The following is a 25842-nucleotide window of genomic DNA, read 5'->3' on the forward strand; positions in this document are numbered from 1 at the left end:
GGCCCAATATCACGAAATATCCAACAGATCTGCCAGCTTGTGCGTCGACGCATTAGACCCCCGATCCTCGAAGGAGGGATTGTCGAGCCCGTGCAAATCCCCGTGCGCAGGCTCGGCGTGCTGCAAAGCTGGCTTGTGATAAAGATCGGTTGTGGATTGCTCAGGCCGCGCGAGATTGATCTTGTGTTCCTGCCAGCCCGGTTCCACCTTGTTGGCGAAGTCAAACAGACCAGTCTTCCCGTATGTCTTCTTGATGAAATCGAATGCCTTCATCTTATAATCGATCGGAGATTTGTCCCAGTCTTTCGCCAATGATGCAGCGACACCTATGTCGAGAGGCGGAAATACCTTGGACTTGTCGAGCGGGTTGAACATGAACCAAAGCTTTCTCACGATCCAATCCTGATCCGTCAAATGCATGCTCGACGCGGTTGGCCCGCCAATCGGCCTAACATTCTCGTTCATAATGATCTTATCCAATGCAAATGAATTACGGTGACTACCCAATTGGGACTCGCAACCATGAGTTGCATATGCCTGGCAAATAATCTTGTCCATGATGAGGCTCGCCCTGATTGGACGAGCTTAACCCCTCACTTCGACGCCAAGCCCTTCGGCCACATGCACGAGCCATTCCCAATGGGAGAGGGCAAAGCTGCGCGGAATATGGAGATCATAGATATCCCCATCCGCACCGGTCGCGAAGAAATGCAGAAGCACGCCCACCCCATGCATCACCGACTGGGCGACGCTGCCCGCCGGAAGGACCACCGGATCCGTATCGATCGGCAGAATGCGCGCAAGGAGGTCCCGGCCTTTGGGCCCGGTGATCGTCACGATGGTGCGAGCATGCGAAAGATCGGTCACCACCGCCTGATCCGCCGGGAAGCCGTCTTGCAGCCGCTTGCCGAGATCGGATGTGGGCGAAACCAGGAACCACCAGCGTTCGGGCCCCACCTGCAGCACGGTGGGCTTCCCACCCGCGCCCGTGATGCCGAGCCGCATGGAGGGCGGCATCGGCGTGCCGGCGATCTCACCGGCCTTCGCGGCAACGCCAGCCGCGGTGTCAGGCCAGGCTGTCAGCTGAACCGTGATCAGTCCTTGTCGCTCAGATAAAATGACACCGGGCGCCTCCGTAACGGCACCTCGCCGCCCAGCGATCACATGGCCATCAAGAGCCGAGAGAATTTCAGCCACGCAGACGCTCCCCTTCCGGATCGAAGAAATGCGGCGAGACCAGTTTTGCCGCCACCACGTCACCCTTCAGCGGATAGCAGGCATCGACCATGCGCTCAGGTTCTTGTGACCCGTGCCCATGTCCCTGGCCGAGCCCGCCCGACACCAGCCCCAGCGCGATATAGCGCTTGAGCTGCGGGCTATAGGTGGTTGAGGTCACCCGTCCCAACCCGAAGCCCGTATGATCCCCGCCATGCAGGTGAATGATGCTGCCGGGCCTGATCCGCGCATTGGGATCAACTGGCAGAAGGCCCACGAAACGCTGCCGCGCCGGATCGAGATAGGCCTCACGCCGCGACAGGACCTTGCCGATATAAGGCTTCGTCTTGCTCGCCATGCCGCCAAGCCCGAGATCATCGAGCGTCGTGCGCCCATCAAGCTCCGCCGCTGAGACATGGCCCTTTTCAATACGCAAGGTGCCTAAGGTTTCCGACCCATAGAGCACGAGCCCGTGCCTCTCGCCTTTGGCAACAATGGCATTCCACATCGCCTCGCCGAAACCCGCCGGCGTATAGACCTCGTAAGCAAGCTCGCCCGAGAACGACAACCGATGCACCCGCACCGGAATATCACCGATCAGCCCCTCGCGCATGCCCATATGCGGAAGCCCCGCATTGGACATGTCGATTTGGGACACGAGGTCCTGCAGCAGCGCCCGCGAATTCGGCCCCGCGATCGCCACGCCCGCCCACTGGTCGGTCACCGACGTCACGGACACCTTGAGATTGGGCCAGGCCGTCTGCAGCAGATATTCGAGCTGCGCCATGACCTTGGCGGCACCGGCCGTGGTGGTGGTCATGAAGTAATGGCTCTCGCTGATGCGCGTGGTCGTGCCGTCATCGAACACCACCCCGTCATCCCGCAGCATCACCCCGTAACGGCCCTTGCCCACCTCGAGCTTCGCCCAGGCATTCACATAGATGCGGTTGAGGAACTCCGCCGCATCCGGCCCCTGCACATCGATCTTGCCGAGGCTTGACACGTCGACCATGCCGACTGTGCGCCGCACCTGCTCGGCCTCGCGCTTATAGGAGGCATTCACATCCTCCCCGGCCTTCGGATAATACCAGGCGCGCTTCCACAGCCCCGTGTCGATGAACACGGCGCCACTTCGCTCATTTGCGCGGTGGAACGGCGTGCGCCGGATCGGCTTGAAGTGATCCTCGGTTTCTGCACCGGCGATGGCACCGAGCGACACTGGCGTATAAGGCGGCCGGAACGTGGTCGTGCCGACATCATTGATGGCATCGCCCCTGAGGCCCGCCAGAATGGCAAGCCCCGGCACATTGGCAAGTTTGCCCTGGTCGGTCGCCATCCCAAGCGTCGTGTAACGCTTCATGTGCTCGACGGAGACATAGCCCTCGCGATGGGCAAGCTCCACATCGGATGCCGACACATCGTGCTGGAAATCGAGGAACCGCTTGCGCGCCCGCAATCCCGGAGGTGCCTTCACATCCCACACCGGGCTGATCGGCTCGATCCATTGATCCCCTGGAAGCCCGGCGAGATCCGGCAGCGCGCCCGCTTTCTCGGCGGCAAAGCCCAGACCCGAAACGATCGCCTGCCCCTGAGCAAACCCGGCTTTCGCGGCGGACGGCGCATCGAAGGCCCCATTGCAAGCACCCGCCAGATACATCCCTTGAGCGGTGGGATGGCCTTCGGGAATATCAGCGAGAAAGGCGGCGGTACGATTATCATAGTGTGGCCGGATGCCACGCTGGCTTGCAAGGTGAACCGCCGGATTCCAGCCGCCCGACATCGCGATGAGATCGCAGCGTATCTCCTTCCAGCCCGTGTCGGCCTGTCCGGTGGCGCTGTCGAAAGGCGCGACGATCGCCTTGCGGACCCGCTTATAACCGATGACTTGCGCGACCGCATGGCCCGCCAGCAAATGCACACCCGCCGATCGCGCTTCGGCAGCCAGCGCTTCCGGCATCTTCGCCCTGGCATCGACCAGGGTTACCGCAGCCTTGGCGCGTGCCCCGTCAATCGCCACGCGATAGGCGCTGTCATTATTGGTGAAGACCAGAATGTTGCGTCCCGGCAAGACGGCGTAGCGGTTGATATAGCTCCGCAAGGCGGAGGCCAGCATCACCCCCGGCCGATCATTATTGCCAAAGCCGATCGGCCGCTCGATGGCACCAGCCGCCACCACCGCCGCTCGCGTCCGCACGGTGATATAGCGCTGCCGTGGCTCGAAAGCTGCAGGCTCAGCCTTGTGATCCGCGACCCGCTCGACGAGACCGAACACGCCATGATCATAAGCGCCGAACACTGTGGTGCGGGTGAGGACGCGCACATTGGTAAGGCTCGCGAGTTCCGCCAGCACCTTTTCCCGCCAGCGATCGGCATCCGAGCCTGCCGCCTCGTCAAGCAGCATGCCGCCGAGCACCGGGCCCTCATCCGCCAGCACCACCCGGGCGCCGGCTCGTCCTGCCGCCAAGGCCGCGGCGAGCCCTGCCGGGCCACCGCCCACCACCAGCACATCGCAGAACAGAGTGAGCCGCTCATAGCGGTCGGGATCCCGCTCGGCTGCGGCAGCGCCCAGTCCCGCCGCTCGGCGAATGAAGGGCTCGAACCACATCCAGGCCTTTTCCGTCGGCCCCATGAAGGTCTTGTAGTAGAACCCCGCCGCCAGAAATGGCTTCAGCGCATCATTGACCGCGCCGAGATCGAAATCGAGCGACGGCCAGCGGTTCTGGCTGATGGCCGTGAGCCCGTCATGAAGCTCAGCCAGCGTCGCCGGAATATTGGGTTCGCGCCGCCCGCCGCCCCGCAGCGTGACGAGCGCATTCGGCTCCGCTGATCCCGCCGAGACCACCCCGCGCGGCCGGTGATACTTGAAGCTGCGCCCCATCAGGGTGACGCCATTGGCAAGCAGGGCAGAGGCAAGCGTATCGCCTGGATGCCCCTGATAGCTCTTGCCATCGAACATGAAGCTGATCGTCTTCGAGCGGTCGATACGGCCACCCGCGGGCAGCCTGGCTGTTCCATTGGTCATGACTTGACCACCTCGCGCATGTCAGCCGGTTTGGCGCTCGATGCCTGTTGTGATGGCGCGGGCTTGCGGACATCCGCGGGCTTTACCACTTCGCGCGCCGGCACCACGCTCTCGATCTGATGCGTCAGCGTATCCCGCGTCGCAACCAGCCATTGCCGGCAACCATAGAGATGATGCCAGAACTCCTTGTGGGAGCCGCGGGGGTTGTCGCGCAGATAGACGTAATTGTACCAGCGCTCCATATCCTCATCCGCCAGGTCCGGCCGCGCGAGGCTCGCATCGCCGCCATAGGTGAATTCTTCGAGGCTGCGAAGACCACAATAGGGACAGTTGATCAGCATGGCTCAGCCCTCTTCCAGAGCATGATCCCGAAAAGTGGATGCCGGTTTTCGGAAAAGATCATGCTCGCATAAAAGATTAGCGGGATCGAAATTCGAAGATGGGTCATCCCGCTCTAATGGTGTCCGGGCACGGGGCCGGCGCCCTTCTCGTCGATTGGCCGGCCGGTGCGGAACCGGTCGAGCCGGAACTTGGCCGCCACCGGATGGGGCTCATCGCGAGCAATGAGATAGGCAAAGCACCAGCCCGAACCCGGCACCGCCTTGAACCCGCCATAGCACCAGCCCGTATTGAGATAGAGCCCGGGAATCGGCGTCAGATCAATGATCGGGCTGCCATCCATGCTCATATCCATGACGCCCGCCCAGTGCCGCAGCATCCTCAGCCGTGACAGACAGGGAATGAGCGCCTTTCCCTCGGTCAGCACATGCTCGACGATCGGCAGATTCCCGCGCTGGGCATAGGAGTTGTAGCCGTCGAGATCCCCGCCAAATACCAGCGATCCCTTGTCCGACTGGCTGATATAGAAATGCCCCGCCCCGAAGGTGATGACCGTGTCGATCAGCGGCTTGATCGATTCGGACACGAAGGCCTGCAGCAGATGGCTTTCGATCGGCAGCCGCATGCCCGCCTTTTCCGCAAGCACGCTGCTATGACCGGCCACGGCCATGGCCACCTTCTTTGCGCGAATTGCGCCGCGGGTCGTCTCGACCCCGACGATCCGGTCACCCTCGCGGATGAACCCCGTCACCTCGCAATTCTGGATGATGTCGACCCCGCGCGTATCGGCGCCGCGCGCATAGCCCCAGGCCACCGCGTCATGGCGGGCGGTGCCCCCGCGTCGCTGCACCAGCGCGCCATAAACGGGAAACCGCGCCTTCTCCGAAAAATCGAGATAGGGAAGCTCCCGGCGCACCTCCTCCCGCGACAGGATCTCCGCATCGATCCCGTTCGACCGCATGACATTTCCGCGATAGGCAAAAGCGTCATATTGGGCAGGCGTATGCGCCAGATTGAACACGCCACGATGCGAGACCATGGCATTGTAGTTCAGCTCATGCGAGAGCCCCTCCCACAACTTCATGGACAGCTCGTAGAATTGGGTATTGCCGTCCATCATGTAGTTGGAGCGGATGATCGTGGTGTTGCGGCCCACATTGCCGCCGCCGAGCCAGCCTTTCTCGAGCACCGCCACATTCCGGATCCCATGCTCTTCGGCCAGGTAATAGGCTGTTGAAAGACCATGGCCGCCGCCGCCCACGACGAGCACGTCATAGGCGGGCTTCGGCTCCGGATCACGCCAGGCCCGGCCCCAGCCCGTATTGCCCGTGAGAGCCTCCCGGATGACGCTCGCAACCGAATAGCGCATGCGCTCTCGCTCCGTTCTCGCCTGCTCGGCTCCGTAGGGGCCGATCCTTCCTCTGCTTCTAGCAAATCTGGTACAAATGTTCCATACTCTATTTTGTTTGGATCATTCTGAATGCAAGGATTGATCGTGAGCGCCACCGATCACAAGGCCATTCTCGGCAAACTGTCGGCCGCCTTTTCCGAGCTTCCGCCGCAATTGGCACAGGCAGCCAAAGCGGTGCTGGACGCCCCGGAAGAGGTCGCCATGCATTCCATGCGCAGGTTTGCCGCCCGCTTCGGCATTGCGCCCACGACCATGATCCGGCTGGCGAAGCTTGCGGGCTTCGACAGCTATGACGATTTCCGCAAGCCCTTTCAGGAGGCGTTGCGCGGTGGCGGCGGCTTTGCTGATCGGGCGGAATGGCTGCAGTCCCTTGCCGCGAGCGGCGATGTCGGGGCGGTGGTCGGCGGCATGGCGGAGGCAAGCCTTTCCAATGTTGAGGCAGCCTTCCGTGGCGCGGACGCCCGCACCATCGCCAGCGCGGCTGATACGCTTCTCAGGGCCCGCAAGGTTCACGTGGTCGGCATCGGCGGCCTCTACGGTTTTGCCACCTACTTCGCCTATGTCACCCGGATGATGCTGCCGGATGTGCACCTCGCATCCCCGGCGATGGGCTCCGTCGTCGACGAGCTGGCCGGCCTCACGGCGCGCGATGCCCTTCTGGTCCTGAGCATCGCACCCTATGCACGCGAAACCGTCCGGACCGCGGATCTGGCTGTGGAGCGTCGCGCCGCCGTCATTGGGGTCACCGACAGTCTCGCGTCACCGCTTGCTCAAAGGGCATCGCACCTTCTGGTCGTGCCCGCGGCCAGCCCTCAATTCTTCCCCTCGCAGACCGCCTTGGTCGCCATGTTGGAGACCCTGGTTGCAGCCGTCGTCTCCCGTGGCGACCGTTCTCTCGTCTCTCGCATCAAGGCGGTTGATCGTTTCCGCGAGCAGCAGGGCATCTATTGGCGGAATTCCAAGTCCGAGGCGAAGTTGACGTAGCGTCCCAACCTCCCCCCTCACGCATAGCACGCTTGCACCAGCGGCGGTCCACAGCGCAGGTAGGGCGTGTTAGCTTTTGCACACGTGCCAAAGTGAAGGGAGAACGGATGGCGAGACTGCTGGGTAAGGTAGCTTTGGTGACCAGTGCGGGCTCCATGGGCCCCGGCTGGGGCCATGGCAAGGCAATATCGACCCTTTTTGCGCGCGAAAGCGCCCAGATCTTCGCGGTCGACGCCAGTCGTGAAGCCGCTGAAGAGACCCGTTCCATTATCGACGACGAATGCGGAATCTGCGCCACATTCGCCGCGGATGTCTCAAAATCGGACGATGTTGAACGGGCGGTGGCTGCCTGCCTGTCCGCGTTCGGCCGCATCGACATTCTCGTCAACAGCGTCAGCGTCATTCGCATGGGCGGTGTGGTCGAACTCTCCGAAGAGGACTGGACCCGGGCCAATGACATCAACCTGAAGAGCGTCTTCCTGACCTGCAAATATGTCTTGCCGCATATGGAGCGTCAGGGTTCGGGCGCCATCATCAACATTTCGTCCATCGCCGCCATTCGCTACACCGGCATCCCCTATGCGAGCTATTACGCCAGCAAGGGAGCCCTCCTCTCGCTGACCAGAGGCATCGCGCTGGAATATGCCCGCAAAGGAATAAGAGCGAATGCGATCCTGCCCGGTATGATCGATACACCCCTCATCTATGGCGACGTTGCAAAGGCCTATGACGCAGACGCAGATCAGGCCACCGTCAAGGCGAAACGCGACGCTTTGTGCCCCACTGGACGCATGGGTGATGCCTGGGACGTGGCCTATGCGGCCTTGTATCTTGCCTCCGACGAAGCGAAATATGTAACCGGAACTGAACTTGTGGTGGACGGCGGCATCTCGGCGAAATTTGCTTGACCCGCAATCTGCACCAACGAGCAACAATTCTCGCGAAACTCTAACAAGGATCAAAGCGGATGGGCTGTATCGTAGGATGGGCGCACTCCCAGTTCGGCAAACTGGAGGGGCAGGCCCTCGAGGACATGATCGCGCGTGTGGCGCATGACGCCGTCAAGGACGCCGGGATCGAGTTCTCTGATATCGACGCGATCTATGTCGGCAATTTCGGTGGTTTCGAGAAGCAGAGCTTCCCGGCGGCCTTCGCTCTGGATGCAGATCCTGCCCTGCGCTTCAAGCCGGCAACGCGCGTGGAGAATGCATGCGCCACCGGCTCGGCCGCGGTGCAAATGGGCTTGAACGAGATCTACGCCAAGAAGAGCCGCTTCGTGCTCGTGGTGGGCGCCGAGAAGATGACGGCTGCCTCCGGCGCCGAGATTGGCGACGCGCTGCTCAATGCATCCTACCGCAAGACCGAGGCTGACACGCCCGGCGGCTTTGCCGGTGTCTTTGCCCGCATCCAGGATCTTTATCAGCAGCGCTATGGCGACCAGTCCGAGGCAACCGCCCGCATCGCCGCCAAGAACCACAAGAACGGCGTGGAGAACCCCTATGCGCAGATGCGCAAGGATTTCGGCTTCGAGTTCTGCAATAGCGTCAGCGACAAGAACCCGATCGTTGTCGGCCAGATCCGCCGCACCGACTGCTCGCTCGTCTCCGATGGCGCCGCTGCGATCGTGCTGACGGATGTGGAAACGGCGATGCGCATGCCGAAGGCGGTCCACTTCCGTGGCATCGGCCATGCCCAAGATTACTTGCCGATGGCCAAGCGCGACATCGTTGCCTTTGAGGGCTGCGAAGCCGCCTGGAAGAAGGCTCATGAGCAGGCCGGAACGAGCCTCGATGACCTCTCCTTCGTCGAGACCCATGACTGCTTCACCATCGCCGAGCTGATCGAATACGAGGCGATGGGTCTCACCCCGCGCGGCCAGGGCGCGCGCGCCATCAATGAGGGCTGGACCGAGAAGGACGGCAAGCTCCCCGTCAATCCGTCCGGCGGCCTCAAGTCGAAGGGTCACCCGATCGGCGCGACCGGCGTGTCCATGCACATCATGGCCTCCATGCAGCTTCTCGGTCAGGCTGGCGGCATGCAGGTGAAGGATCCTAAGCTCGCCGGCATCTTCAACATGGGTGGCGCGGCAGTCGCCAATTACGTCTCGATCCTCGAGCGTCTGCGCTAATCCAGCACACTTGCGGCAGCGGCGGTCCGTCTTTGCATGGCCGCCGCAGCTTCCGCTTGACCCCAGCCCGCAAACCGCTCTTGATTGCGCATTCACGCGCAATGAGGGCTTTCATGCCGCTTCGTTCTCTGCTCACGCTCATAGCTGTGCTGTTCAACCTCGCTGCCATCCCCGCGCACGCTCAGGAACGGAAATGGCACAATGCCGAGGCCATTCAGTCACAACTCTATTTCGGCCTGCGCAGCAAGGATGGCGCTGGCGTTTCCGAGCAAGCCTGGGCCCGTTTCCTCTCCGAGGTGGTCACCCCACGCTTCCCCGACGGGCTGACGGTGCTCAGCGCTTACGGCCAGAGCCGCGATCAGGCTTCAGCGCCGGCTTTGACGACGGCTGAAACCACCAAGCTCCTGCTGATCGTTCACCCCGACACTCACGACGCGCAGAAAAAGCTTGGTGAGATCAAGGCCGAATATGTGAAGCGCTTCAAGCAGGACTCGGTCTTCCAGGTCGAGGTGCCCGCCCGCATTGTAGAGTGATGCTGATCAGTTCAAATAAACCGCTTCGGTCGTGGCAAAGCTCTTCTCATAGGCCGCGCGCTGCAGGGATGCGGCTCTGACCGCATTGCGCATCAGCGTTGCGACGGTTACAGGGCCGACCCCGCCGGGCACGGGCGTGATCCAGCCGGCAACCGCAACGCAGCTGTCGAAATCTGCATCCCCCACCACCTTGGCACTGCCATCAGGCAAGCTGACCTGATTGATGCCGATATCGATCAAAGCGGCACCCGGCTTGAGCATCTCGGCCGTGACCAGCCCGGGTTTGCCCACCGCCACGAACACCGCATCCGCTTGGCGGGAATGAATAGCCAGATTACGGGTCATCGCATGGCATACGGTGACCGTGGCGCCCGCCCCCATCAGCAGGAAGGCGATGGGCTTACCCACGATTTCCGAATGGCCGATCACCACCACCTCGAGCCCTTCGAGCTTGAGCGGCGTCGTCTTGAGGATCTCGACCGCCGCAACCGCCGTGCAGGGTCCCATGACCAGGTCATTATAGACGATGTCGCCGATCGAGGCCGGATGCAGCCCTTCCACATCCTTGAACGGATGCACCGCCCGCTGCACCGCCCGCACCGGGATGTGCTTCGGCAGTGGCCGCTGGATGATGACCCCGCTGACCCGCGGGTCCACATTGAGGCCGTGAATGATGCCGAGCAACTCGTCCGCTCCCGTCGTATCCGGATAGAAGCGGTCCTCGAAGGCAATGCCGACCTTCTCGGCAATACGTGCCTGATTGCGGATATAGAGCTCGGCCGGCTTGCTGTCGCCCACCGCGATCGACACCAGCCGCACCGGCCAGCCGCTCTCCTTGAGTGCTGCGGCGTCCTCATGAATGGTTTCGTGCATGGCTGCCGCAATCTGGCGGCCATCCAGCAGTTTATGGGTGAAGTCCGTCATTCGAATGTCCTCGATACACGAGCGGCCCGGCCAGAGCCAAATCCACGCCCCGCGCCGGGGGTGAGCATTGCTCCGGGAGCACGAACAAATCATGACGTTCTAATAGCCATGCCCCAGCTCCGACGAGGGCATCCGAGGTCGCATGACTGAGGATTGTCTCTACGCCGCCTCCTCCAGAAGGCTGGGCTCAGGCAAGCCATTGGTGCGGCAGGTTGCGGTGAGTGTATTCGCCAGCAGGCACGCAATCGTCATCGGACCCACCCCACCCGGCACGGGCGTGATCGCGCCGGCCACCGCCGAGGCTGAGGCAAAGTCCACATCCCCCACCAGCTTATGCTTGTCGGGCCCTTTCTCCGGCGCCGGCACGCGATTGATCCCGACATCGATCACTGCCGCCCCCGGTTTGATCCAATCGCCTTTGATCATCTCCGGCCGCCCGACCGCCGCCACCAGAATATCCGCGCGCCGGCAGATCCCCGGCAAGTCGCGGCTCTTGGAATGCGCGATGGTCACCGTGCAGCTCTGTTGCAGCAACAGCTGCGCCATGGGCTTGCCCACGATATTGGACCGCCCCACCACGACAGCTTCCAGCCCCGAAAGATCGCCCAGCGTGTCCCTCAGCAGCATGAGGCAACCGAGCGGCGTGCACGGGACGATCGCCTCCTGTCCGGTGGCGAGCAGGCCGGCATTGACCACGTGAAAGCCATCGACGTCCTTTTCCGGACTGATCGCCTCCAGCACCCGCTCGGAATTGATCTGAGCAGGCAAAGGCAGCTGCACCAGAATGCCATTCACGGCGGGATCGGCATTGAGCTTGGCGATCAACGCGAGCAAATCTGCCTCCGGGGCAGAGGCGGCAAGCCTGTGCTCGAAGGAGGCCATGCCGGCCTCGACCGTCTGCTTGGCTTTCGAGCGCACATAGACCGAACTCGCCGGATCATCGCCGACCAGCACCACCGCAAGCCCGGGCGTGATGCCATGCCGTGTCTTGAGTTCGGCAACCTTGCCGGCGATCTGCGCGCGCAAACGATCGGCGAAGGCTTTGCCATCGATGATCCTGGCCGTCATGGATTGCTCCTTGTTTTCCGGCAGCTCTTAAAAGAGGCCGACGATCTCGCCCGCCTCATTGAGACCAATGACCTCCGCGGCCGGCTTTTTCGGCAGGCCGGGCATGGTCATGATCTCACCGCAGACGGCGACGATGAATTCTGCGCCGGCGGAGAGCCGCACCTCGCGCACCGGCACCACATGTTTCGACGGCGCGCCACGCAGATTGGGGTCTGTCGAGAAGGAATATTGCGTCTTGGCCATACAGACGGGGAAATGGCCATAGCCGGCCTTCTCGAAGTCCGCGAACTGGGCACGCACGGCTTTGTCCGCGATAGCATCGTCTGCCCCATAAATCTCGCGGCAAATGGTACGCACCTTTTCCCACAGCGGCATGTCATCCGGGTAAAGCGTGCGGAACTGCGCATGCTCGTCTTCCGCCAATGCGGCAACCTTGACCGCCAGCTCGCGAATACCTTCCGACCCCTTGGCCCAATGTTCGCAGACCACCGCCTCGACCCCGAATTCCTTGCAGAACTTCTGGATCGCCTCGATCTCAGCAAGGGTATCCGTGCCGAACCGGTTGATCCCAACCACCGCCGGCACGCCGAACTTGGCGACGTTCCGCAAGTGCCGGCCAAGATTGGCGGCGCCCTTGATCACCGCCTCCACATTCTCTTTGTTCAGATCTTCTTTGGCGACCCCGCCGTGATGCTTGAGCGCCCTGACCGTGGCGACCACGACAGCCGCCGAGGGCTTGAGCCCGGCCTTGCGGCACTTGATGTCGAAGAACTTCTCCGCCCCCAGATCCGCGCCGAATCCCGCTTCCGTCACCACGAAATCCGCCAGCTTGAGCGCGGTCTTGGTGGCGACCACCGAGTTGCAGCCATGGGCGATATTGGCGAATGGCCCGCCATGGATGAGCGCCGGATTATTCTCGAGCGTCTGGACGAGATTGGGCTGCATGGCTTGCTGCAGCAGCACGGTCATGGCGCCGGCGGCCTTGATATCCGCCGCAGTGACCGGTGACTTGTCCCGCCGATAACCTACGACGATATTGCCGAGCCGTCGCTCCAGATCGCTGAGGTCATTGGCAAGGCACAGGATTGCCATCACTTCCGATGCGACGGTGATATCGAAGCCTGCCTCGCGTGGGAAGCCGTTTGTGACGCCGCCCAGCGAGGTCACGATCGAGCGCAGGGCCCGGTCGTTCATGTCGAGCACGCGCCGGAACGCCACGCGGCGCGTATCGATATTCTGCTCGTTGCCCCAATAAATGTGATTGTCGACCATCGCCGCCAGCAGATTGTGGGCAGACGTGATCGCGTGGAAATCACCCGTGAAATGGAGGTTGATGTCCTCCATCGGAATGACCTGAGCATAGCCGCCGCCGGCCGCCCCACCCTTCATGCCGAAGCACGGGCCGAGTGAAGGCTCGCGGATGCAGATCACCGCCTTGCGCCCAATGCTGTTGAGCCCATCCCCGAGCCCCACCGTCGTGGTGGTCTTGCCCTCGCCCGCGGGCGTCGGGCTGATGGCGGTGACGAGGATCAGGTGACCGTTGGGCCGATCCTTGAGCGACGCAATGAACTTCGCCGAGATCTTTGCCTTGTCATGGCCGAAGGGCAGTAGATCGCTTGGCGGAATGCCGAGCTTCTCACCGACCTCCTGAATGGGTTTCGGCGTTGCTTCCCGGGCAATCTCGATATCGCTTTTGACAGTCCCCATCTGCGCGCTCCTCTTCACCCATACTGCGTCGGCTGACTGGCCGCCTTCCGCCCTCTCCCGCATCCAGCGGCATGCACGAGTCTCGTGACCCACGCGCTACCATAGAGCCGGGCGGGAGCAAATTACATTTCTCAAGAGAGATTATTTTTTACTTCTATTCAACAGGCCAGATCAGCTCCCCGCGTCCCAGAACTGCCATGTCGCCTGAAAAGCGGAGCCATCCGCTCCCAGCCGCCTCGGACCTGAACGCGAAACCTTTCTGCGCCACTTCGCGGAAGAGAAGCCTCAAGAATACGTCATCCGCCTGACCGGAACCGACAAAGCTTGGACTTGTGGATAATGGCGCCCGACCAAGGACGATCGTGCCGCGCCGCATGAGATATCCGGGCAGCGCCCCCGCCTGGCCGCCAATCAGCAGGCTTCCCGCGATCATCCGGCTGCCCGCATACGCACCCGCGTTGCCGCCGATCGCGATGAGCCCGCGCCGCATTCTGTCCCCGGCGCGCGCGCCCGCATTCCCGGCAATCCTGAGCACCCCGCCGCGCATCCCGGCCATCTCGCCCGGCAATGGCCCTCCGGCGAGATCACCCGCCTGGCCTCGAATCTCGATAACGCCGCCAGCCATGCCCGACCCCGCAAGCCGCCCGGCATTGCCTTTGATAGTGACCTCGCCACCGGACATGAGCCTTCCCGCCTGCTGGCCCACATCGCCCTCAACAATGATGCTGCCGCCGCTCATCTTGAGGCCCACATAGTCGAACCGCTCGCTCCCACCCTCGAACCGGAGGGATTGGGCATCATCTCCGCTGATGTTGAAGAGATCCCCGACGGTGAGCGTTTCCCGTGTCGTGCTGATGACGGCCTTAGCGATGTCGCGATGAGATTTGCCTGCGATCGCGTCAGGCGTAAGGCTCGAAAGATCAACCCTCTGCTCGGGTTCGGCCTTCAGGCGGAAGCAGATGGTCATGCAAGCTCCCGCAAGTGGTAATGGAACTTGCCGAGCTTGCCGCCGTAATTGCCGGCGGTGATCCGCAAGGGTCCCTTGTCCGGCCCCAGCGCCGCCGCTGCATGGAGCCCTGCGCGCATCGCATCTCTCACCGCCTGATCATTGAGGCCGTCGATCACGATTTCCATGACCGCCCCCACCTCATCGCTGAGCGCGGTATGCGTCACCGCCCGCAATGTCGGGCAATACGCATCATTGGTGGAGGCCATCATGGTCTTATAGCGCGAGCCGACCTTGGAGCCTGAACGCACAATGCCGCCCGGAAAAGGCAAAATCACATCCCGCACCTTGGCAATGGCCTGCACGGCAGCCTCCGCCGCCCTGAGCGCCCTGGCACGGTCGCGGGCGAGGAACAACAGATTGCCGCCACCGACCGCTGCCTTGGTCAAGCCGGTCGTCGCCTCGCAGACGAATTCGCCATCCATCACGGGAACCCGCCAATAGCGCCGCCCGCCAATCCGCTTTGCGATCTGGAAGCCGTCGCCGAAATAGCGCAAATTTGCACCGAGCTTGAGCCGATCGGAACTATCGAGCCCCGCATAACAGGCCGAGCCCGGGCTGGTGAGCACGCATTGCCCAACCCGTGCCTCCAGCTGCTTCTGCAGCGCATCGGTCGAAATGGCGAAGAGCAGCACGCGCACGCCAGGCCGGCCGTCCGGTGTCTCATCCGGGCTGACCGTGCCATCGATACCGGCCTCGCAGCCGCAGCCGATCACCGAGGTGGCAAAGCCCGTCATCGTCACAGCCGCCTGCCGCGCCCAACGTAAGCTGTCAGCGGTGATCACAACCGCTGTTGCGCGCATGCCAAAGGCCTCCGCAAACGTGTCTTCGACCACCACCCCGCCGAGCATGAGGGGTACGGTGGTGGGATCTGAGGTCATCTGCTCAGACATGGTACGCTCTCGAAGGGCTCTGGCACCCCGACCGCATGCGCGGGCACCGCGAACATCCGCGCGGACAAGCCGAAGGTTTCCTCGTAATAGCGTTCGACCCGCGCCTCGACCTGGCGGGAGGCCGGCGGCTCGACCATGAGTGCCCGCCCTGCCGGGCGCTGCACCACCTGGCCATCACGCACCACCAGCTCCCCGCTCTTGAACACGAACTCTGCGGCCCCGAACATCGCAGCATAATCAGTCTGCGGCCGGTAGACCGCAACATCGGCCAGCGCGCCGACGCCGAGATGTCCGCGATCCCGAAGGCCCAGCAATTTGGCCGGGGCGGCCCGGGTCATGATCGCGATCTCATTGAGCGAATATTCGCGCGTGATCGAGGGCAGCGTCGTGCTGGCAAGCGCCGACTTCGGCAGGCGCGCCATCCACTCATCACGCAAGGGCCGGTCCATCAGCAGTGCGAAAATCTCGGGATAGGCCGTGAAGGGTGCGCCATTGGGATGATCCGTCGTGAAGAACACCCGCCAGGGGTCGTTGATGAGCAGGAACAGCTCGAGGCCGATCGCCCATTGCAGCGCATTGACGGGATTGGTGGACTTATACGCATAAGGCACGACCCCGCCCCCATCTCCGATCCCGTCCCACAGGCTCCACTTGCGCGGCCGTGCACTGTTGCGTGAGCCAAATTGCAGGATCGTATCGCACGAGACGGTCACGGTCTGGCCAAACATCACCTGCCCCACATCGACCGTCACGTTCTTGCGGGCATTGACCGCCTCTGCAATCTGCGCCGCGGCTGACGAGAACCGCCGTTTCCCTTCCGACCCATAGCTGTAGAACTGGATATGGGCGAAATGCATGGGCAAATCGCCCGCTGCATCCATGGTGGCGATGGCCGTTTCGACCGCCCCGGGAAGGCCGAGATTATTGCAATGGACATGCAGCGGATGCGGAATACCGAGTGCCGCAACCGCCTCTTGCAGCGCGAGCACGATTTCCCGCGAGGAGAGCCCATAGCCCGGCACCTCGTCATCGAGCGAAAAGGCGCGCACATTCTCCTTGAACGCCGCCGAGCCGCCCGCATTGATGCATTTGACCCCCAGAGCCTTGGTTGCCCGCATCACGTAGCCGATATAGTCGGCAACCGCGTCGGGGCCCTGGCGCTCCCGCAACAGCTGGAGCAGATAGGCGTCATTGCCGACAACCGCGAGCCCCGCATTGTCGAGAATGGGAATATCGGCAAATTCCATATGCGCATGCAGCGCATGGCTTGGCACCATGGCGGGCTCGACCACCGTGGTGCAGCCCATTTCCGCATAGCGAAGCCCTGTCTCTTCCGTCGACCAGCCGGCCGCACCGAGCGCCGTGGTCGCGGGCCGGCGCGCATGGGCCTTGTGCTGCTCGGGTAGCATCAGCCTCGCCGTATTGACATTGCCGCCAGCCACGTGGCTGTGGATATCGATCGCCCCGGCCATCACGATCGCGCCGTCGAGGTCGAACGTCTCCACCGCACGACCATCCGGAGCCGGCACTGCGATCCTGTCCCCCTCTATCCAGAGATCACCGATCTCATCGCGCCCATTGGCGGGGTCGATGATGCGACCACCCTTGAGCCTGATCATGCCCGCCCCTCCAAGCGTGCGCCGATCGCACCGACCACCGCATCAACCGATGGCTTGTCGCTCTTGGCGGAAGCTTCGCATGCGATGAGACCGCCCGCCTCATTGCCAAAGAGCACCGCGCCATGATCGATACCGGGAATGCCGACCTCGATGCGCACATGTGGCGGCCTGGCGAAGGCAGCGCCGGGCGCAACCAGCGCCACCATGGGAAGATCCCGTGACCATGCCGGCACCGCTGGCCGCATGGCTGAGATCCACAAGACCGCATCCGCTTCGCCGCTCTGAACGAGCCGGTCGGCGCTGTAGGCCCACGGGTCATGCAGCGGCGCCCTCGCGCCGGACCGGAAGGCGCTGCCGCCGAAGGCGGTGCGCATGGGATAGCCCGTGAGCCAGCCGCAAGCTTGCAGCGCGCCTGTGCCATTATCCCCTGCCGCAAGCGGCAGCCCCACGAATCGCCTGTTCATGTTGAGATCGCGGATCAGGCCCACCACCATCTCTATGGCCAGTTCATCGAGCGTTTCGGCCGACCACACGATCGCACCATAACGCGCTGATTTGAGCAGAACCGCGAGCGCATCGAGCCGGTCGCGCAGCTCGGGCGCAGCCGTAATTTTCCGGCCCGCAAGCCGCGCCCGCAGACCGGAAAGCACACCCGGCAGCAGCTCCGCGCCGATATCGAGCCGCTCGATCCTGCGTCCCGCCATTCCGGCCGCCGTTTCGATATCGGCCGCGCACAAGCTCACCAGGGTAGCATTCTGCGATGCCGGTGCGATGTGCTCCAGCATCCCTGGCCAGGCGCTCGTCATCTGATCGCCGATGAACATGATGAGATCCGCATGCCGGCGAACCTCACCGGGCGAGGCGATCATCCAGCCGGTATCGCGCATGACCGATGCATTGCGCAGCACGCTCTCTGCCGCCAGATGGTCGATAGCAGCGCCCACCGCCTCCGCGAGCCGTACGCTCGCACGAATTCCCGCGATATCGGTGCCAAGACCCGCGATGAGCGGAAGCCGTGCTCCAGCGAGCAGGCTGGTGGCCCTGGCCACCGCCTCATCCAGCGTGGCCGGCCTGCCTTCCACGAACACGTCAGCCATTCGGTTTACCCGCGCCGGACCTCATCTTGACCGGACTGCCCGGATCAGCCGACCGGGTCAATCATATTTGATGTAGGCAAAGCGCAGATCCTTCTGCGGCGTGCCCTCGAGCGGCCCGTCTTCCGCGCCTGGCTGCCATTGGATCACCTCCTCGATTTTCTTGGCCAGAGCGAAATCCTTCTCGGTGATCCCGTTCGCCGCGTGATTCTTGAGCCGCACCTCGAACCAGCCATAGGACATGGTGATGTCCGGATGGTGCCAGGCGGCTTCTGCGAGATGGCCGACCGTATTCACGGCCATCAGCGTACCCTTCCAGCTATTGGTACGGTATTTCCGCCGGATCCAGCCATTCTCCAGTCGCCATTTCGGCAGCTCGGCCGCAAGCCGTCGCTCTACCGTATGATCATCGAAGGTCTGATCGCGCTCGCTCATGGCAACAGCCTCTTTCGCGATTGTGCATCCCATTACGCCCACCCATTATTCGGATGTATGGCCCCTTGAGCCAAGCCTCGCCGGCAAGGGATCGCCGGATACTGAGCCTCACCACCAAGGGGCTTGACTTCGCGCCCGGCGAAATCTCCATTGGCGACGGGTGCGGTGAGCAGAAACGAGCATGAGAGATGCCGAACAGCGTGAGCGTGACGGTGCCAGCGCGCCTGCATCTGGGCTTCCTGGACATGGAAGGCGGATTGGGTCGGCGCTTCGGCAGCCTGGGCCTCTCGATCGAGGTCCCGGTCACGCGCCTGACGATGTCGGTTTCCCGAACCCCCGGAGTGCGCGGGCCGGATCAGGAGCGGGCAACGCGCTATCTAGCAGCCCTGGAAGAGGCGCTGCGCCTGCCGCGCTATTGTCATCAGGTCCAAATCGAATCAGCCATTCCGTCTCATGCGGGGCTCGGCTCGGGCACCCAGATGGCCCTTGCCCTGGCCGCGGCACTGCGGCGTCTGCATGGTTTGCCGCTCGATATCCGAGGTGACGCAGCCCGATTGGGCCGAGGGGCTCGCTCGGGCATCGGCATCGGCCTCTTTGAGACCGGCGGCTTTGTGGTGGATGGCGGTCGAAGCGAGGCGAGCGGCCCCCCGCCGATCATCGCGCAGCACCGTTTTCCCGAGGAATGGGGCATCATCCTGGTCTTGGATGATCAACTGAAAGGTGCCCATGGTCAGGAGGAGACGGAAGCCTTCCTCGACTTGCCGCCCTTCGCCGCCAAAACGGCAGCCACCATCTGCCGTCTGCTCCTGATGCAGGTTCTGCCGGCGGTGGTCGAACGCGATCTTGCCCGCTTCGGAACCGGGATCTCCGAGATCCAGGGGCTGCTGGGGGACTATTTCGCGCCCATTCAAGGTGGCCGCTTCACCAGCCCCGATGTCGCGCGTGCAATCGAACATCTCGCCGCCGCAGGCGGAACCGGGGTCGGCCAGAGCTCCTGGGGCCCCACCGGCTTTGCCTTCGCGCCCTCGCTCGAGGCGGCCGCCCACATGGCTGATGCACTGCGCATGCAACCATTCGCAACCGACCTGGATATCCGCGTGGTGAAGGCCTCCAATCGGAAGGCCTCGATCACGGTCGCGGAGACCTGTCCGACCGATTGAAGGCGAGATGCCCATGACCGACAAATCGATCCTGCACATGGTGACGCCGCTCAAGCATGTGAGCCCGTTCGACATCAACATGGCTGCGGATGCAGGCTTTGACGTGCTGAGCACCTACACAAACGTGACGCTCGATGAGGTCGCCGGCCTGGTTCAGGACGCGATTTTCTCCCGTTCGCCCAAGCTCGGGCGGAAAACCGGCCTGTTCATCAGTGGCAAGGACGCGATCGTCGCGCTCGACATGCTGAAGCTCGCCAAGCGCGCTTTCGTGCCGCCCTTTGTCATCTCCCTTTTTGCTGATCCCGCGGGCTCCTTCACCACGGCGGCGGCGATGATCGCCAAGATCGAGCGCTTGCTGCGCGCCCACCACGACCGCGCGCTTAAAGGAGCAAAGATCGCGGTATTCGGTGCAACCGGCGTGGTGGGCTTCTCCTCCGCCGTCATTGCGGCCCTCGAAGGCGCCGAGGTGACTTTGGTTGGCCATGATGGCCGGACCCGCGTCGAACGCTTGTCCAACGAGATCGAAGCCCGTTTCGATGTGACAGCACGCTTTGCGGATGGCAGCGATGATGAGAAGAAGGAACAGGTATTGATGGGCACCGAGATCGTGCTCACCGCCGGCAAGGCTGGTGTCCAGATCCTGTCGTCAGCCCTTCTCGCCAGCGCAGATAGCCTGCTGATCGCAGCCGATGTGAACGCGGTCCCCCCGGCCGGCATCGAGGGATTGTCGCCGACGGCCAATGGTGAGCCGATCGGCCAAACCCAGGTGCTGGGCCTGGGCGCGCTCGCCATTGGCGGCATCAAATATCAAACTCAGTCCGGCCTGTTCAAACAGATGCTGAAGGCCGAAAAGCCCGTGGCTTATGACTTCCGCGACGCCTTCGTGCTGGCCCGGACTCTTGTGCAATGACTGATTTGGGCCGGCCGGCCATCCTGATCGTGGCGATCTCCGGCCGGGCTCTCGTAGCTGCTGCGCGCAAGGCGGGCTTCGCCCCCCTTGTGGCCGACCTGTTCGGCGATCTCGACACGAGAGGATTGGCAGATGCCTGGGCCGTGGTCCCCGGCGACCTTGCCCTGGGATTCGACCGGGAAGCTCTGCTCCAAGCCCTTGAAGCCCTTGCGACGGGGCGCGAGCCGCTCGGCATCGTCTATGGCGGTGGCTTCGATGGCCGCCCAGACCTCATTGCGGATTTGGGCGAACGCTGGCCCTTGCTGGGGAACGATGCGGAGACCACTCGCCTGATCAAGCACCCCTTGCGCTTTGCTGCTTTATGCCGCGAGCTCGACATCCCTCACCCCGGCGTTGCAACCCTATCCGAGATCGCACCCGGCAAGCTTCTCGTGAAGCGCGCGGGTGGCTCGGGCGGCACCCATGTCAGACACTTCAACGGTGCGCCATTGCAGGAAGGAGAGTATCTGCAGCCTTTCATAGGTGAGCGCTCGGTCTCGGCCCTGTTCTGCGCCGGGCTCGGCCATTGCGAGGTGATTGGCTTCAGCGAGCAATGGACCGACCCTGATGCCGCACCCTTCGCCTATGGGGGCGCTGCTCGCCCGGCTGCGCTCGATGCAACCATGGCGGTCGCGATGGCTGAGGCGGTGAAACGAATAAGCCAGGCCGCCGGCCTGAACGGCCTCAACAGCGCGGATTTCCGCCTCGACCGCGAGAAGTACTGGCTCATCGAGATCAACCCTCGCCCCGGTGGCAGCCTCGACGTTTTCCACGACCGCAACGGCCAGCTCTTCGCCTATCACGTCGCTGCCTGCCGCGGAGAGCTGCCGCCAGAGCATTGTCGAGCGACGTGGGCGGAACCGCTCATCTTCGATGATGCGGCCGTGGCCGAAATCCTGTATGCCACGCGCTGCGTGAGCGCGGTTCCGGCATGTGATTGGCCCGAATGGACCGCCGATCGCCAGGCGCCGGACACAAGAGTGGAGAGAGGCTGGCCGCTCTGTACGATTACTGCGCGCGCCGGGACGGTCGATGAGGCTCGCGCCCTATCAAGGAGCCGCAAGGCGGCCATGCGCGCAATCTTGGAGAGAGGCTGACCCATGGCGCCCCCGAGCATCAATGCCAATGCCCTGCACTTGGTCGAGGCCATGGTGGCGAATGCCGATGCGCTGCGCCTCGCCATAACGAGCGGTGCATCTGGCGAGCGCCTGATCGATGCCGGATCAAAGGTCCAGGGCGGCCTCGAAGCAGGGCTTATGCTGGCGCGCATCTGCATGGGCGGCTTGGGCGAGATGTCGATTGCCTCCAGCCCTGGCATCGTCAATTGGCCTTGGGTCGTGAATGTGCGCTCGTCCCAGCCCGTCACCGCCTGTCTTGCCAGCCAATATGCCGGCTGGAGCCTCAGCCATGGCGAGGGTCGCGGCGCCTTCTTTGCCCTGGGCTCCGGACCTGCGCGCGCGCTCGCCGCCCGTGAGCCGATCTATCAGGAGCTTGCCTACCGCGACGACTTTGACGCGGCGGTCCTCGTCCTTGAGACCGATAAGGCACCACCGTCGGCCATCGTCGAGAAAGTGGCAAGTGACTGCGGAATTCGGCCCGATCGGCTCACCCTGATTTATGCGCCGACACGCTCCCTCGCCGGCACGCTGCAGGTGGTCGCCCGGGTGCTCGAGGTCGCGCTCCATAAAGCGCACAGCCTGCATTTCCCCCTCGATCGCATCGTCGATGGCATGGGCAGCGCGCCGATTTCACCGCCCCACCCCGATTTCGTCACGGCCCTGGGCCGCACCAATGACGCGATCATCTATGGCGGCCATGTCCATCTCTTCGTGCTCGGCCCGGCCTCCGATGCGCAAGAGCTCGCCCGCAATCTGCCAAGCAATACATCGCGCGATTTCGGCGAGCCGTTTTCGGAGATCTTCAAGCGCTTCAACGGCGATTTCTACGCGATCGACCCGCTGCTGTTCAGCCCGGCTTCCGCGACTGTCACCGCCATTGAGCACGGCCTCAGCTTCCATGCTGGCAAGATCTCGCCTGCGCTCCTCGATCGCTCTTTCACCTGATCAGCCGAGTGGCAGACATGCTGCACCGTGTTGCGCTTGACCCGCCTCGCATCGCCCTCTTTGCCGACAGCACTGATGGCCATGCGAATGCCCTGGAAAAACGGCTGATCGCGCAAGGTGCGAGCGTCTGCCGCGCCAGTCTCGCCGCCTGCAGCTTCGATACCGGTGCCCCGGGTGGGATCCGCATTCCAGGCCTCGATGGCCTGCCCGACGCGGCGCTTGTACGCACAATCGCAGCCGGCAGCTTCGAAGCCGTGACCCGGCGCCTCGGCATCCTGCACGGATTGCGCGAAGCCGGCGTTCTCGTGTGGAATGATGCACGCGCGATCGAGCGCTGCGTGGACAAATCAACGACCACCTTCCTGCTCGCCCACAACGGCATTGCGGTGCCACCGACCTGGACCGTGGAGCGCCGCGAAGAGGCCGAGGCGATCCTGCGCCGCGAGGAGGTTCACGGGCCCCTGGTCTTGAAGCCGCTCTTCGGCGCGCAAGGCAAGGGCCTGCGCTTGATCCGCAAAGCCGACGAGCTGCCCCCGCCTGAGGATGTGGCAGGCGTCTACTACCTCCAGCGGTTCATGGGGCTTCACCGTGACGGCTACCGTGACCACCGGGTCTTCGTCGTAGCCGGCCGCGCCGTCGCCGCCATGTCACGCCGCAGCGACCATTGGATCACCAATATCAAGCAGGGCGGTGAGCCGGAGCCTGTCACCCCGGACGATGAGCTCTGTGATATCGCCGTCAGGGCTTCCGCTGCCGTCGGGGCTGACTTCGCCGGTGTGGATATTCTCCGCCACGCTCCTGGTGAAGCCGTGGTCCTGGAGGTGAACTCCATGCCGGCCTGGAGCGGCCTCAGAAGAGTTGCAGATATCGATATTCCGCTTGAGATTACCCGAGCGCTCATCGAAGCTATAAGGGCTCGGGCGGCGCGGAGAATTGCGGGATGAGCCTGCCGAAAGAAGCCATAGCCACCGCCTTCATTGCGGCCTGCCGGGCTGAGCTGAATGCGCCCAAGCCCGGCAATGTGCACCTTTTCGCCGATGGTCACGGCATGACCATCGAGCAGTTCCTCACCAGTGCCGAGGCGGCCTCGACCGCCCTTTGCGAACCAGGCACTGCCGTTGGCACCCGTATCCTCGATGCCGTGGCTGCCACCAAGATTGCGGTTGGCTGCAATACCAATCTCGGCATCCTCCTCCTCTGTGCACCCCTGGCCGCCGCGGCCGAGCGTGATGGTCCGCTGCGGACTTCCCTCTCAGAAATACTCGACGAGCTGACCGTGGAGGATGCCGACCTCGCCTTCGAGGCAATCGTATTGGCGAGCCCCGCGGGCTTGGGCAGAGCGCCCGCGCATGACGTAAACGAGCCGGCGGATTGCACCTTGCTCGAGGCCATGGCGGCAGCAGCCGCCCGCGACCGGATTGCCCAGGCCTATACCGATGAGTTCGAGGAGATCTTTGGCGCCGGCCTCGACGCGCTGGATGCTGAACGCACCCGTGGCCTCGCCGATTGGTGGCCGGCAACAGCTGTGTATCTGAATCACCTGTCAGCCGGTCCCGACAGTCATATCGCCCGGAAATTCGGAATGGAAGCGGCAACACAGGTCCGCAACGAAGCGAAGATGATCCTGGGCGAGCTGCTGCAGCTTGCCGATGGCCAGGCCGTCCTCCGCCGGCTCCTTGACTTCGACAGCGCATTGAAGGACCGCGGCCTCAATCCCGGCACCTGCGCGGACCTGACCGTCGCCACCCTCTTTGCTGACAACCTGCAGGGGCTCTTGAAGAATTCGACCGGGAGTGGTTGACTGCCCGCAAGCGGAGCAAGCGTCCGCCCTATCCGGCCAACCGGTCCGGCGCCTTGCTGGATGCTGACAACAAGGATAGCTGTTTCAGTGGAACCCGCGGCTTCGGCACGGCCAGTCGCATGCAAGGGAGGTATTTGGCCTATGGCGAAAATCAACAAGGTGCTGGTGGGCGAGTCGCTGGTCGGCGACGGCAATGAGGTCGCCCATATCGACCTGATCATGGGGCCGCGCGGCAGTGCAGCGGAATCCGCCTTCTGCAATGCGCTGGTCAACAACAAGGACGGTTTCACCAGCCTGCTCGCGGTGATCGCGCCCAACCTGCCCTGCAAGCCGAACACCGTGATGTTCAACAAGGTGACCATCAAGGGCGCCAAGCAGGCCGTGCAGATGTTCGGTCCCGCGCAGCATGGCGTCGCGATGGCCGTACAGGATTCGGTCGCCGAGGGCGTCATCCCGGCTGACGAAGCCGACGACGTCTTCATCTGCGTCGGCGTCTTCATCCACTGGGAGGCGACCGACGACAAGAAGATCCAGGAGTTCAATTACCGCGCCACCAAGGAAGCGATCGCCCGCGCCGTTGCCGGCGAGCCGAGCGCGGCCGAAGTCACTGCAAAGCGCAGCAGCGTGAAGCATCCTTTCGCGGCCGCCTGATCACCGGCGCGAATTCCGTAAGCCTCGTCAATATCCTACACATCACCGGGCTAGACCCGGTGATGCCTCACAGCGCGGCCTGCTGCCAGCCATCGGCCAGGCCGAATTGGGCTGGGACGTGCCGCTCCCCTATGGGCGTCAGCCGGAGCGCCCGGCTATGAGGGACCGATTGCACCCAACCGAGGCTGCGGAAGCGGTCGAGCATGGCAGCCCCCAGGCGACCCGCGAGATGCGGCCGGCGCTCGCTCCAATCGAGACAGGCCCGGCAGATGGGCCGCCGGCTATGGCCCGGAGATGAAAGGTCCAGGCCGAGTGCGTCGAAGAACTGCCAGCCAGCATCGGTGATGACCGCGGCACCCTCGCCCAGGACCACGTATTCCTGTGCCGCGAGCGCATCCGCCAGAGCGACACCCAGCCGCCCCGCCATATGATCATAGCAAGTGCGGGCGAGCCGCAGGGCCTCATCCTTTGGCCCCACCACCCGCCGCAAGACCGGCTCTCCTGCGGTAAGCGTCATCAGAGTCTCCATGAGTCGCGCAACCTCGGTGGATGCGAGCCGGTAATAGCGGTGCCGCCCCTGCTTCTCCACGCGGATCAGCCTGGCAGCCAACAGCTTGGCCAAATGGCCACTCGTGGTCTGAGCGCTGACACCCGCATGCCAAGCAAGTTCACCGGCCGTGAGTGCGCGCCCGGCCATGAGCGCGGAAAGGATGCTCGCCCGTGCTGGATCGCCAATGAGTGCGGCGACTTCCGCCATGCGGTTCACTGAAGCCTGTGCGGTCATGGCGCCAAGTCTAGCTGGCGGTGCGGGACCTGTCAGTGGGAGACGGTTCGGGCGCG

General features: G+C 63.3%; 25 protein-coding genes. 11 read left to right on the plus strand and 14 right to left on the minus strand.

Annotation, left to right across the window (positions count from 1 at the left end):
• Positions 1-9 precede the first annotated feature (9 nt).
• From RCF49_RS08260 to RCF49_RS08280, 5 genes are all read right to left on the minus strand, one after another.
• Complete coding sequence (locus tag RCF49_RS08260) at positions 10-558, minus strand: hypothetical protein (RefSeq protein ID WP_342643548.1); 549 nt, start codon at positions 556-558, stop codon at positions 10-12.
• 27 nt (positions 559-585) lie between these two features.
• Complete coding sequence (locus RCF49_RS08265; protein ID WP_342643549.1) at positions 586-1197, minus strand: sarcosine oxidase subunit gamma; 612 nt, start codon at positions 1195-1197, stop codon at positions 586-588.
• Entirely contained in the window at positions 1190-4237 is a 3048-nt protein-coding gene (locus RCF49_RS08270; protein ID WP_342643550.1) for a sarcosine oxidase subunit alpha family protein, read from the minus strand. Before RCF49_RS08270 ends, RCF49_RS08265 begins: the two co-directional genes overlap by 8 nt.
• Positions 4234-4578 (minus strand): sarcosine oxidase subunit delta, encoded by a 345-nt coding sequence (locus tag RCF49_RS08275; protein WP_342643551.1) that lies wholly within the window; start codon positions 4576-4578, stop codon positions 4234-4236. Before RCF49_RS08275 ends, RCF49_RS08270 begins: the two co-directional genes overlap by 4 nt.
• 113 nt (positions 4579-4691) lie before the next feature.
• Complete coding sequence (locus tag RCF49_RS08280) at positions 4692-5945, minus strand: sarcosine oxidase subunit beta family protein (RefSeq protein ID WP_342643552.1); 1254 nt, start codon at positions 5943-5945, stop codon at positions 4692-4694.
• Positions 5946-6056: 111 nt separating this feature from the next.
• On the opposite strand from RCF49_RS08280, the gene RCF49_RS08285 reads away from it, so the two are divergent.
• From RCF49_RS08285 to RCF49_RS08300, 4 genes are all read left to right on the plus strand, one after another.
• Positions 6057-6971, plus strand: coding sequence for a MurR/RpiR family transcriptional regulator (locus tag RCF49_RS08285; protein WP_342643553.1), 915 nt, complete (start codon positions 6057-6059; stop codon positions 6969-6971).
• Positions 6972-7078: 107 nt separating this feature from the next.
• Positions 7079-7879 (plus strand): SDR family NAD(P)-dependent oxidoreductase, encoded by an 801-nt coding sequence (locus RCF49_RS08290; protein WP_342643554.1) that lies wholly within the window; start codon positions 7079-7081, stop codon positions 7877-7879.
• 59 nt (positions 7880-7938) lie between these two features.
• Positions 7939-9099, plus strand: coding sequence for an acetyl-CoA acetyltransferase (locus RCF49_RS08295; RefSeq protein ID WP_342643555.1), 1161 nt, complete (start codon positions 7939-7941; stop codon positions 9097-9099).
• Positions 9100-9212: 113 nt separating this feature from the next.
• A complete protein-coding gene (locus tag RCF49_RS08300) occupies positions 9213-9632 on the plus strand; it encodes a DUF3574 domain-containing protein (protein WP_342643556.1) in 420 nt (139 codons plus the stop codon).
• A gap of 6 nt (positions 9633-9638) precedes the next feature.
• Here RCF49_RS08300 and RCF49_RS08305 read toward each other — a convergent pair whose 3' ends face one another.
• The 8 genes from RCF49_RS08305 to RCF49_RS08340 all read right to left on the minus strand — a co-directional run bounded on the left by RCF49_RS08305 (position 9639) and on the right by RCF49_RS08340 (position 18378).
• Positions 9639-10556 carry a bifunctional 5,10-methylenetetrahydrofolate dehydrogenase/5,10-methenyltetrahydrofolate cyclohydrolase gene (locus RCF49_RS08305; protein ID WP_342643557.1) on the minus strand — a complete coding sequence of 306 codons (918 nt, stop codon included), beginning with the start codon at positions 10554-10556 and terminating at the stop codon, positions 9639-9641.
• A 159-nt stretch (positions 10557-10715) separates the two neighbouring features.
• Positions 10716-11624, minus strand: a complete 909-nt coding sequence (folD, locus tag RCF49_RS08310; RefSeq protein ID WP_342643558.1) for a bifunctional methylenetetrahydrofolate dehydrogenase/methenyltetrahydrofolate cyclohydrolase FolD — start codon at positions 11622-11624, stop codon at positions 10716-10718.
• 27 nt (positions 11625-11651) lie between these two features.
• Positions 11652-13331 (minus strand): formate--tetrahydrofolate ligase, encoded by a 1680-nt coding sequence (locus RCF49_RS08315; protein WP_342643559.1) that lies wholly within the window; start codon positions 13329-13331, stop codon positions 11652-11654.
• 154 nt (positions 13332-13485) lie between these two features.
• Positions 13486-14298, minus strand: a complete 813-nt coding sequence (locus RCF49_RS08320; RefSeq protein ID WP_342643560.1) for a formylmethanofuran dehydrogenase subunit C — start codon at positions 14296-14298, stop codon at positions 13486-13488.
• On the minus strand, positions 14295-15230 hold the full coding sequence (fhcD, locus tag RCF49_RS08325; protein ID WP_342643561.1) for a formylmethanofuran--tetrahydromethanopterin N-formyltransferase: 936 nt from the start codon (positions 15228-15230) through the stop codon (positions 14295-14297). The genes RCF49_RS08320 and fhcD overlap by 4 nt, the downstream gene beginning before the upstream one ends.
• On the minus strand, positions 15215-16849 hold the full coding sequence (locus RCF49_RS08330; protein WP_342643562.1) for a formylmethanofuran dehydrogenase subunit A: 1635 nt from the start codon (positions 16847-16849) through the stop codon (positions 15215-15217). Before RCF49_RS08330 ends, fhcD begins: the two co-directional genes overlap by 16 nt.
• The gene (locus RCF49_RS08335; RefSeq protein WP_342643563.1) at positions 16846-17946 is read right to left on the minus strand and encodes a tungsten formylmethanofuran dehydrogenase; all 1101 of its coding nucleotides are present in this window, start codon (positions 17944-17946) and stop codon (positions 16846-16848) included. The genes RCF49_RS08330 and RCF49_RS08335 overlap by 4 nt, the downstream gene beginning before the upstream one ends.
• A gap of 57 nt (positions 17947-18003) precedes the next feature.
• Positions 18004-18378 carry a 4a-hydroxytetrahydrobiopterin dehydratase gene (locus RCF49_RS08340; protein ID WP_342643564.1) on the minus strand — a complete coding sequence of 125 codons (375 nt, stop codon included), beginning with the start codon at positions 18376-18378 and terminating at the stop codon, positions 18004-18006.
• A 188-nt stretch (positions 18379-18566) separates the two neighbouring features.
• On the opposite strand from RCF49_RS08340, the gene RCF49_RS08345 reads away from it, so the two are divergent.
• From RCF49_RS08345 to fae, 7 genes are all read left to right on the plus strand, one after another.
• Positions 18567-19538, plus strand: coding sequence for a beta-ribofuranosylaminobenzene 5'-phosphate synthase family protein (locus tag RCF49_RS08345; RefSeq protein ID WP_342643565.1), 972 nt, complete (start codon positions 18567-18569; stop codon positions 19536-19538).
• A gap of 13 nt (positions 19539-19551) precedes the next feature.
• Positions 19552-20448 carry an NAD(P)-dependent methylenetetrahydromethanopterin dehydrogenase gene (locus RCF49_RS08350; protein WP_342643566.1) on the plus strand — a complete coding sequence of 299 codons (897 nt, stop codon included), beginning with the start codon at positions 19552-19554 and terminating at the stop codon, positions 20446-20448.
• Positions 20445-21584, plus strand: a complete 1140-nt coding sequence (locus RCF49_RS08355) for an ATP-grasp domain-containing protein (RefSeq protein WP_342643567.1) — start codon at positions 20445-20447, stop codon at positions 21582-21584. Before RCF49_RS08350 ends, RCF49_RS08355 begins: the two co-directional genes overlap by 4 nt.
• 3 nt (positions 21585-21587) lie before the next feature.
• Positions 21588-22550 (plus strand): methenyltetrahydromethanopterin cyclohydrolase, encoded by a 963-nt coding sequence (gene mch, locus RCF49_RS08360; protein ID WP_342643568.1) that lies wholly within the window; start codon positions 21588-21590, stop codon positions 22548-22550.
• 17 nt (positions 22551-22567) lie between these two features.
• Complete coding sequence (locus RCF49_RS08365; protein WP_342643569.1) at positions 22568-23494, plus strand: ATP-grasp domain-containing protein; 927 nt, start codon at positions 22568-22570, stop codon at positions 23492-23494.
• The gene (locus RCF49_RS08370) at positions 23491-24351 is read left to right on the plus strand and encodes a triphosphoribosyl-dephospho-CoA synthase (RefSeq protein ID WP_342643570.1); all 861 of its coding nucleotides are present in this window, start codon (positions 23491-23493) and stop codon (positions 24349-24351) included. The genes RCF49_RS08365 and RCF49_RS08370 overlap by 4 nt, the downstream gene beginning before the upstream one ends.
• A 141-nt stretch (positions 24352-24492) precedes the next feature.
• Positions 24493-25002: a formaldehyde-activating enzyme gene (gene fae / locus RCF49_RS08375; protein WP_342643571.1), complete on the plus strand. Its 510-nt coding sequence runs from the start codon at positions 24493-24495 to the stop codon at positions 25000-25002.
• A 67-nt stretch (positions 25003-25069) separates the two neighbouring features.
• Here fae and RCF49_RS08380 read toward each other — a convergent pair whose 3' ends face one another.
• Positions 25070-25786 (minus strand): ArsR/SmtB family transcription factor, encoded by a 717-nt coding sequence (locus tag RCF49_RS08380; protein ID WP_342643572.1) that lies wholly within the window; start codon positions 25784-25786, stop codon positions 25070-25072.
• Positions 25787-25842: the final 56 nt, after the last annotated feature.

It is taken from the genome of Rhodoligotrophos sp. CJ14 (assembly GCF_038811545.1).
Taxonomy (GTDB): Bacteria; Pseudomonadota; Alphaproteobacteria; order Rhizobiales; family Im1; genus Rhodoligotrophos; species Rhodoligotrophos ferricapiens.

Coding starts and splice junctions, on each gene's coding strand:
- RCF49_RS08260 (WP_342643548.1), bottom strand. CDS start 558: ATGGACAAGATTATTTGCCAGGCATATGCAACTCATGGTTGCGAGTCC.
- RCF49_RS08270 (WP_342643550.1), bottom strand. CDS start 4,237: ATGACCAATGGAACAGCCAGGCTGCCCGCGGGTGGCCGTATCGACCGC.
- RCF49_RS08275 (WP_342643551.1), bottom strand. CDS start 4,578: ATGCTGATCAACTGTCCCTATTGTGGTCTTCGCAGCCTCGAAGAATTC.
- RCF49_RS08280 (WP_342643552.1), bottom strand. CDS start 5,945: ATGCGCTATTCGGTTGCGAGCGTCATCCGGGAGGCTCTCACGGGCAAT.
- RCF49_RS08285 (WP_342643553.1), top strand. CDS start 6,057: ATGCAAGGATTGATCGTGAGCGCCACCGATCACAAGGCCATTCTCGGC.
- RCF49_RS08290 (WP_342643554.1), top strand. CDS start 7,079: ATGGCGAGACTGCTGGGTAAGGTAGCTTTGGTGACCAGTGCGGGCTCC.
- RCF49_RS08295 (WP_342643555.1), top strand. CDS start 7,939: ATGGGCTGTATCGTAGGATGGGCGCACTCCCAGTTCGGCAAACTGGAG.
- RCF49_RS08300 (WP_342643556.1), top strand. CDS start 9,213: ATGCCGCTTCGTTCTCTGCTCACGCTCATAGCTGTGCTGTTCAACCTC.
- RCF49_RS08305 (WP_342643557.1), bottom strand. CDS start 10,556: ATGACGGACTTCACCCATAAACTGCTGGATGGCCGCCAGATTGCGGCA.
- folD (WP_342643558.1), bottom strand. CDS start 11,624: ATGACGGCCAGGATCATCGATGGCAAAGCCTTCGCCGATCGTTTGCGC.
- RCF49_RS08315 (WP_342643559.1), bottom strand. CDS start 13,331: ATGGGGACTGTCAAAAGCGATATCGAGATTGCCCGGGAAGCAACGCCG.
- RCF49_RS08320 (WP_342643560.1), bottom strand. CDS start 14,298: ATGACCATCTGCTTCCGCCTGAAGGCCGAACCCGAGCAGAGGGTTGAT.
- fhcD (WP_342643561.1), bottom strand. CDS start 15,230: ATGTCTGAGCAGATGACCTCAGATCCCACCACCGTACCCCTCATGCTC.
- RCF49_RS08330 (WP_342643562.1), bottom strand. CDS start 16,849: ATGATCAGGCTCAAGGGTGGTCGCATCATCGACCCCGCCAATGGGCGC.
- RCF49_RS08335 (WP_342643563.1), bottom strand. CDS start 17,946: ATGGCTGACGTGTTCGTGGAAGGCAGGCCGGCCACGCTGGATGAGGCG.
- RCF49_RS08340 (WP_342643564.1), bottom strand. CDS start 18,378: ATGAGCGAGCGCGATCAGACCTTCGATGATCATACGGTAGAGCGACGG.
- RCF49_RS08345 (WP_342643565.1), top strand. CDS start 18,567: ATGCCGAACAGCGTGAGCGTGACGGTGCCAGCGCGCCTGCATCTGGGC.
- RCF49_RS08350 (WP_342643566.1), top strand. CDS start 19,552: ATGACCGACAAATCGATCCTGCACATGGTGACGCCGCTCAAGCATGTG.
- RCF49_RS08355 (WP_342643567.1), top strand. CDS start 20,445: ATGACTGATTTGGGCCGGCCGGCCATCCTGATCGTGGCGATCTCCGGC.
- mch (WP_342643568.1), top strand. CDS start 21,588: ATGGCGCCCCCGAGCATCAATGCCAATGCCCTGCACTTGGTCGAGGCC.
- RCF49_RS08365 (WP_342643569.1), top strand. CDS start 22,568: ATGCTGCACCGTGTTGCGCTTGACCCGCCTCGCATCGCCCTCTTTGCC.
- RCF49_RS08370 (WP_342643570.1), top strand. CDS start 23,491: ATGAGCCTGCCGAAAGAAGCCATAGCCACCGCCTTCATTGCGGCCTGC.
- fae (WP_342643571.1), top strand. CDS start 24,493: ATGGCGAAAATCAACAAGGTGCTGGTGGGCGAGTCGCTGGTCGGCGAC.
- RCF49_RS08380 (WP_342643572.1), bottom strand. CDS start 25,786: ATGACCGCACAGGCTTCAGTGAACCGCATGGCGGAAGTCGCCGCACTC.